The organism is Acinetobacter sp. YWS30-1, assembly GCF_033558715.1.
Taxonomy (GTDB): domain Bacteria; phylum Pseudomonadota; class Gammaproteobacteria; order Pseudomonadales; family Moraxellaceae; genus Acinetobacter.
This window is the reverse complement of sequence record NZ_CP114612.1, coordinates 1-7513: the sequence shown is the minus strand read 5'-3', so window position 1 is coordinate 7513 and position 7513 is coordinate 1. Positions and strand designations below refer to the sequence as shown.

Genomic DNA, 7513 nt, shown 5'->3' with positions numbered 1-7513 from the left:
TTTATTTATCTACATTATTACTTATGAATATAAATCTATAATAATAAATATGTAGATTAATGCAAGGTAAACGTAGTTAAATCTACGAAAAAAATAATGTAGATTAATGCAAGGTAAACGTAGTTAAATCTACGAAAAAAATAATGTAGATTATTGGTAGGTAAACGTAGTCATATTGGTAGGTAAACGTAGTCATATTGGTAGGTAAACGTAGTCATATTGGTAGGTAAACGTAGTCATATAAGCTCTAGAAGCCTTTCTTTACAAAGACTTGAGCCTCTCTAAAAGCATTTAAAAGCTTAAAAATAATTAAAAGCCCAAAATATAAAAAATTGCCCTTGGTTTTCGCTACGCTCAAACTCTATTGAATCTCGCTTTCGCTCGATTCGTTGGGGCAATTTTTGGTTAATATTTTCGTGACTTTTAAAAAAAGCAAAAGCAACTCGGAATTCGCTGCGCTCATGAACTTTTTTTCTCGCTACGCTCGATTTAAGAATCAAATTTGGAAAGTTCGCACCCATGCGGGATGCTCTGGTATACAGGTGATTGATGGATAGGGAGCTTGTAATCAGAGAAAGGAAAGGGCAAATTTTCTCAGTTCGCTCGTAGACACTCGCTCTGTTTAGCGACTCATGCCACGAGATTTCATTTTAGGCGCATGTTGCTGTGCTTTGAGTTGTTGTTCTTGTCTGAGTTTCAGCTGTTGTTCTGCTTTGATCTCATTCACGCATTTTTTAATGACTTGATAGGTTGAGTATAGAGTCTGGTATTGCTTGGCTTTGGCCGGATGTTGTTGTTGGTACTGCTTCCAGGCATGTTCTTTGAACTTTTCATTTTCCAATAAATCCTTCACACCATGTTTTTTCTGGTGTTCATGCTGACCTTTTAGCTTTTTGTGTTCCTGATAAACCTCGTCACGTTGGGCTTCCCAGGCTTTTTTTCCAAACAGTAAGGGTTTGTTTTGGGTTAATTCATTGTGTTGATCGACCAGACTTTGCAACTTGTCATGACTTTGTTTCAGTCTGTTTTTCACGATGTCTTGGGCGAGCTGCTGACTAAACTCATTTTTATGCTTTTGCATCTTGCCCAAGGTGTTTTCTGCCTTTTTAAAAACATCCTGCATAAATTCTAGGTCTAGATTCGCGTCTTTTGCGCTGATTTCGCGATTTAGCACTTTGCCAAGGGTTTCCCTCTGTTTTTCTTCAAACAGGGCTTTTTCGTCAATTGGTGGCGTTTTAGCACTATTTTTGATTTGGATCTGCTGTTCAGTTTTTAGTGTATTGAGTTTGATCTCATTTTCAGCAATCAGCAGATCCATATTTTTGTCGTATTGCAACTGAGCCTGATTTCTCTGTTTGATTTCGTCATTGCTTCGGCTGATTTCGGTCTCAATCCCTTTTCGGCGCAGTTCGGTGACTTTCGGCCCTTCGTGCAGCGTGGCTTCCAGACCATTCTCCTGGTCTTTGTAGCTGCGGTGGTCGACTCGGGCGGTGTATCCGGCCATGTCCAGGTGTATATTGCAGATATCGGCAAAGTGTTTGCGCCAGTGTTCGGTTTCTCCACTGTGTTTCTGATCCAGTTCCCGGGTTTTCTCGGTAAAACCTTCGGGAGTGAGCTTGCGTGTGCTCATCAGGATATGGGCGTGATAATTGCGTTCATCACTGCCGGATCCGGTATGCGGGGCATGGATACAGGCATCAACGGCCACCTGATGTCTGTCCACGATACTGGCGCATAGTTCTTCGAGCATGGCTAGGCGTTGTTCCTGATTTAATTCACTTGGAAAAGCGATTTCAAATTCCCGGGCAACTGTCGAGTTTTTTCGGGTTTCCCGTTGTTCAACTTCGTTCCAGAGTTTTTCTCGATTCTTTAAATGCTCCGGTGCGCCTTCTGGTAAATAAATTTCTTTGTATTCCACACCAGTTTTTCGGCTGTAGTCATGTTCTCGGCCTTCACGTTCACAATAGATCTTTTCACCAGCCCGATAGGCGATTGCAGCAGTGGCGGAACGTCCTGCTGATCGTGCTACGGTTTTGACTGAAAAGTGGTAAATCGCCATGCCTGTTTTTCGCTTTTAAATTTTCACGTAGTGAAATACAACCGTGCTTACGGTTGTCGGGGTATTGGGGAGACCCCAATCGGACTTGCAAACGAAGTTTGCATAAGTGCGCTCTTCGAGGAAAACATTACTATACATATAGCACCTTGAATGCATATTCAAGTGCGCTTATGTTAGGGATGTTTTCCCAGGATGATGGTATTGGATTAATGAGCGTTACTGAAACACTAGACAGCAAAATCAAGGCCCAGGAAGAAAAGCTGAAACAACTGAAAGCTCAAAGACAGGCAGCACTTGCAAGAGAACGTGCCAAAGAGAAAGAGCAAGCCCGAAAAGATGATACCAGACGCAAGATTTTAATCGGATCCTGTATGCTAAAAATCACTGAAGATGATGAGCAAGCCCGAGCTAAACTAATTGCTCAGATGGATAAGTATTTGACGGATGAAAGAGATCGCAAGCTGTTTAATTTACCCCTTGTGGACCATTAACTCTTCCGAAATAACGCATCAATAGGACTGTAATATGAGACTTCTGCCAGCTTTGCTTTTTCCTTGGTTATTATTTTTTTACTATCGGTCGTCCATTCGCAGGAATAATGTGTTTATTTCTTCAAATTACGATCCTAGGTTGGATCCCTGCTATGATTTGGGCTGTGTACGCTTTATCGCAATATAAGAATGATCAGAAAATTAAAAAACTTTAGCTTCTATCTAAGGCTAGTCCCTGTAATAAAAGACTAGCCTTAGATAGAAGCTAGTAGTTAAGAATAATTAAGGTATTTGCTTTAAACCTCTTTTTGTAATTTCACTCTTAATAGCTTTTACCCATTTTTCAGATAAGCTATCTAAATCAAATGCTTCTTGACCTTCTTTTAGATAAATATCCACAACTAATTTAATTAGAATCGCTTTTTCAATTCTTTTATGAGTTTCTCTATCATTTAATTGGGTAACAATATGATCTGCCACTATCCCCAGTTTTTCATAAGTTAGTTTTGTTAAATCATGATGATACGAATTCATTTGTTCATAGGGAGTTTCGGCTTCTTTATTTTCTATTTCTATACCTTTAGAAGTTAAGAAACCTCCATCTAAAAATATAAAATCTAATGTTGCTGGAGCATCTTTATTAATGGCAAAAGCAGTAATGATTTTATTGATTAAATCTGAGTCCCAACAAAAAGAATCTATTTTCCAAACCGAGAGCTCATTCGATTGCGTCCTTGTACACCCTGTAATTGGGTCGGTTTCAAAGTCATTTAAAGATTTTACTAAATTTGGAGACCATTTAGATAGTGAAAAAGATCTTAATAAATACATACTTACATTAACTCTAATATCTTTATCACATTACTTTTATAAGATTCTAACCATTCCACTTCTGTCGGTTTGATTGCTTTCAAAAAATCAATATGTTTTTTTTGCTCCCAACTTTCAATAGCTCTTATAGCTGCTTCATTAACTCTGATATCAATATGACTACATCCACTGATTACCAATACGTCAGCACGATCGTCCAGAACATCGTAATCAAAATAGGATGCCATACTAATAAAATTAATAATATGAATAGTATTTTTTTCAGGAAAAATTTGTAACCAAGTTTTTTGAAATACTTCTCTAAATAAATCTTTATTTTTAACTAATAAATTTTCTAGAAAAAGCTGTGTCTTATTTAACTCACCTGGAACAAATTCATCTTGTTTCAAAATTCTAATAAGTTTCTTGGAATTTTTTTCTGCTTCTATAGATAAGTGAGATGTTAAATCTGTAGCAGATTCAAACTTAGAACTAGAGCTCAGCAAATAATTATGAATGACATTAGACTCATTAGAAATAAATTTAGAAAAATCAATATCTTTAAAGAAATCAATATTATCAGATGTTTTCATATCTGTTTAACTCCTTTAAAAGTCTCAAATTATTTTGATAGAGTTCATCGTAAGCTTTGATTGAATTAGCAAAAGTAAATCTATTTTCAGCTTTAGATGGAGCAGTATTTGAATCAACTGAGAAAGCTAAAACAGATTTAGGTCTTCCATTGTTAAAAAATGGAGAAATCATTTCACCTCTTTTTATATTACTAATGCTATTAATTTCTTCAGAATCTCCTAAAATATATCTTTTTTCGGCGATTCTATTATCCCACTCAAAAGGGTTAGCAGATTTATACGTAAAAAGATTTTGATAAATTGTCTTATACTGAGACTCAGTACCATCAAATATTTTAGTACTTATTAATGAAACTCTATTACCTTTTTTCAAAGGAAAAATTTTTCCGAGAGTCAAAACAATATCTTTAAATTGTGAGTAAAAATTTTCAAAACTTTCTTTATACTGATTAATTACAATACCATGCATAGGAAATTCAATTCTAAAGTCTTCTTTAGAATTTACTAATATAACGAACTGCTTCTTTTCTCCTGTTTCTATATTGATTTCATGTCCAATATTAGGCATTAATCCGTATCTACTAAATTCTTGTAGTAATAAATTATATAGTTCTGGTGATGGAGTTAAGTCTAGGTTATTACAAAAAAAGAAGCCTTGATGCTCTTGATGAATAAGATTCATTTTAAAACTTTTAGTTAAATTTTCAGTAGTATACAAATGTTCTTAGAGAAAAGAAAATTTTAGACGATAAAAAACCCCGGCATCCTGCCGGGGTTTTTTATTGTCGCTGATTGTGCTGTTGTACCCTCTGGTCCATGTGCAATAACTTATAATTTTTGTTTTATGTTATGGAACTTCCTGTTCCTGATGAGTTCATCATAGGAAAGTTCCAGTATCCTAGATAGCCGCAAAGGGCCGAGTTTCATGTGCGCCAGGGCGTACAAAATAGCCTAAATTTTATCCACAAAAAATGTGGATAATTTTAAGCATTCAAGCATTGATAAAATTTAAAAAATCGCAAAATAGACTACTTTTTAAACAAATTTATTGGCAAGAACTATCAAAACCGCCTAAAAAAAAGCCGATTTGTTTCCAAGTCGGCTTTTCGGGTTTGCGTCCCCGATTTCTTATAGCATAACTTTTTGAAATTTAACACTATTTATTTTGCGTTTCGTATAAGCTCTATTATGTTAAATGAGTAAATATTTAAAATGTCTTTGATGAAATAAATTTCTGTAAAAAATAGTCAGTTACTTGTTTAAGATACTATCTATTTCAACCAAATATCTCTTAAAATGTGATTTTAAACAATCAATTAACCATTATCATGATACTTAATAAATTATCTTTATTTTTTTTAGCTATTCCATTAGTCACATTAAACTTTGCTCATGCTGATACTCAAAGATGTAATGCAGAAGTTGTAAATGTCACTGGGAAAAATTTTGCAAGATCATTTAGTGTTGAATCCAATGAATGTAAGAAATCACAATGTTCAGGTCAAATTCGCTACGACATAATTATAAATAAAAATGACCGTCATGTAGTGAACTATGGAACTTATATAAATTACGTCATTCCCCAAGGTAAAAGTAGAGCTACTGTTTCAACTAATGCTACTGGAGCAGGAGTCTACAATGTGTCTACTCATGAGGTTGCGGGAATAAAAATCACAGGAGTTAGCTGTCAAACTCTAGCAGCAAAAACTTACTATAATTAAAAAATATCTATGTGTTAAATAGCTTACGATTGCAAACGCAATCTATAGTTTTCCTAAAATTAACATAATACACCTTATACGAAATGCGTTATAATTCTCTTGAAAATTCAACGCTGTAGTTTCTTTTTTGCCCAACCTCCCCAAGGTGGGCTTTTTTTTTATGTTTTTTCTTGTTCCACGCTTAATTCTTGAGCAATGTTCCACGGTTTTGATTAGTTTTAATAAACATCGTCCGGTTTTTTGAGGAGTCATTATTTCAGGTGCTTGTACTGAAATTGGCTCATCAAAAAACTGGAGTCCTGGCTAACCATATGGAAGGAAAAAGCGGCTAAGAAAGCCCCTCTTTTTAGGTTCAGGCTCAACGTGTTCTGGAACAGGGATGCGTTTATTCTCTGAAGTAGTCAATCCGTCATAGTTTGATTCATCCTGTGGCCGAGGATCTGTTGCTATATTCGAATTAGTAGATTCATTTAGCTGATTAATATTTTCTTGTTTTGGCTGTTCTAAGGTGCCTTTAAACTCAATTCTATGAGTAAGATCTTCAATATGTTGCATCAAAGACTTTTCTCTTTGATTTGCTAAATCTAACTGATTTTTGAGTAAAGAAATCTGGTCTTTTAATACATTTTCAACTTCAGATTGAACGTGTACCTGTACATCCTTCTGAACTTGTTCAGTGCGTGTACTGGACTGAACAGCGATTGGATTGCCATAAACTCTGATAAGTTCAGATAAGTCTATAAGACCATCATGATCTCTTGATAACTCACCATTTTTTAAAGCCTCATATATTGTTGTACGTGATTTTTTAAAGGCTTTACTTGCGTCCATGACGCTGAATTTTGTTGTGTTCAATGTAATCCCTCAGTGCGTGTACAAGGATGTTCGTATGAACATCCAATCTGAACATGAAGTTTATTTTGTATTAAAGCCTACTTTCTTTAGATAGGGGAGTAGTTCTTCAAATTTTTGTGGATCTCGTAGCATTTCAGAAATTCGAACTGCAAATTGTGAGTAGCTTTCAGTACCTTGAGAATATTTATTCATATCTGGAAGCTCAGACAGTTTACTGGCAAAAAGATGACACTGTGCATCGGTAAATTTTGAGAAAATCTCAAGAGCAGTTTGCTCTTTACTATGAGCTATAACGACTTTTTTCAGTTTAAAGGTGAATGAAAAACCAGAAATATTACGTCCCTTTTTATGTTGCTGACATTGGACGTTAATATCCGTATGTTCATTAATTTGAGCAATAGCTAAATTTAATACTCGATCTTTAAAATTTCCCATTCTTGTATATTCATCATCAAGAACGCCTATTTTTTGTCTGAATTCTGCTAGTTCAATAATGGGAGTTTGACCTGTACTGCGCCAAGCAATTAATAATTCATACAATCGCACAGCATAAGCGCTGCTGAGATTACTAATCTGTTGTAACTCATATTTAGTAAATTGTTCTTCTAAACGTGTAATAAGTGGCACGATTGCAGGGGCAAATATTAACTTTACTGTAGCTTCATCGTCGATATATCTAATTTCGCTGACCCAGCGACTTAAAACATTCTCTACATTTCCTCTTTTATTAATTTCTTGATAGCTAAATTGACGTACAAATAGATCTTTACAGGCATCTTTTAACGCTTGGTAAGCTGTTTGTCTTGCAACATTAAATTGATTTACATAACTCTCAGCATGGACTTCTAAAGGGTCATTTGCATTGATTCCCCGACCACTATCTCTTGCTTCGACGATGGCTAATAAGATCAAACGTTGTTCTACTAAGTCTAAGTTATAACTCGCATTAATTAATGCATTGTCTTTAACTACTAGGTCCCGCAT

General features: G+C 35.3%; 8 protein-coding genes and 1 pseudogene. 3 read left to right on the top strand and 6 right to left on the bottom strand.

Features of this window, described 5'->3' with window-relative positions:
• Positions 1–622: 622 nt before the first annotated feature.
• Positions 623–2059 carry a MobQ family relaxase gene (gene mobQ / locus O4M77_RS15745; protein ID WP_323714147.1) on the bottom strand — a complete coding sequence of 479 codons (1437 nt, stop codon included), beginning with the start codon at positions 2057–2059 and terminating at the stop codon, positions 623–625.
• 209 nt (positions 2060–2268) lie between these two features.
• Between mobQ and O4M77_RS15740 the strand changes: the two genes are divergently transcribed.
• Together O4M77_RS15740 and O4M77_RS15735 are read left to right on the top strand one after the other, a co-directional pair.
• The gene (locus tag O4M77_RS15740) at positions 2269–2550 is read left to right on the top strand and encodes a hypothetical protein (protein ID WP_050977187.1); all 282 of its coding nucleotides are present in this window, start codon (positions 2269–2271) and stop codon (positions 2548–2550) included.
• 34 nt (positions 2551–2584) lie between these two features.
• Positions 2585–2765 (top strand): annotated as a pseudogene (locus O4M77_RS15735) (YqaE/Pmp3 family membrane protein).
• Between the two features lie 67 nt (positions 2766–2832).
• On the opposite strand, the gene O4M77_RS15730 reads toward O4M77_RS15735, so the two are convergent.
• The 3 genes from O4M77_RS15730 to O4M77_RS15720 are packed head-to-tail and all read right to left on the bottom strand — an operon-like array spanning position 2833 to position 4635.
• Positions 2833–3381, bottom strand: a complete 549-nt coding sequence (locus O4M77_RS15730) for a hypothetical protein (RefSeq protein WP_171265076.1) — start codon at positions 3379–3381, stop codon at positions 2833–2835.
• Positions 3382–3383: 2 nt separating this feature from the next.
• Positions 3384–3953, bottom strand: coding sequence for a hypothetical protein (locus O4M77_RS15725; RefSeq protein WP_171265077.1), 570 nt, complete (start codon positions 3951–3953; stop codon positions 3384–3386).
• The gene (locus tag O4M77_RS15720) at positions 3940–4635 is read right to left on the bottom strand and encodes a hypothetical protein (protein WP_171265078.1); all 696 of its coding nucleotides are present in this window, start codon (positions 4633–4635) and stop codon (positions 3940–3942) included. The genes O4M77_RS15725 and O4M77_RS15720 overlap by 14 nt, the downstream gene beginning before the upstream one ends.
• Before the next feature lie 646 nt (positions 4636–5281).
• Here O4M77_RS15720 and O4M77_RS15715 point away from each other — a divergent pair.
• A complete protein-coding gene (locus tag O4M77_RS15715) occupies positions 5282–5674 on the top strand; it encodes a hypothetical protein (protein WP_126624546.1) in 393 nt (130 codons plus the stop codon).
• Between the two features lie 303 nt (positions 5675–5977).
• Here O4M77_RS15715 and O4M77_RS15710 read toward each other — a convergent pair whose 3' ends face one another.
• The gene (locus tag O4M77_RS15710; RefSeq protein WP_260396360.1) at positions 5978–6529 is read right to left on the bottom strand and encodes a plasmid replication DNA-binding protein; all 552 of its coding nucleotides are present in this window, start codon (positions 6527–6529) and stop codon (positions 5978–5980) included.
• 60 nt (positions 6530–6589) lie between these two features.
• Complete coding sequence (gene repM, locus O4M77_RS15705; RefSeq protein ID WP_004641947.1) at positions 6590–7513, bottom strand: replication initiation protein RepM; 924 nt, start codon at positions 7511–7513, stop codon at positions 6590–6592.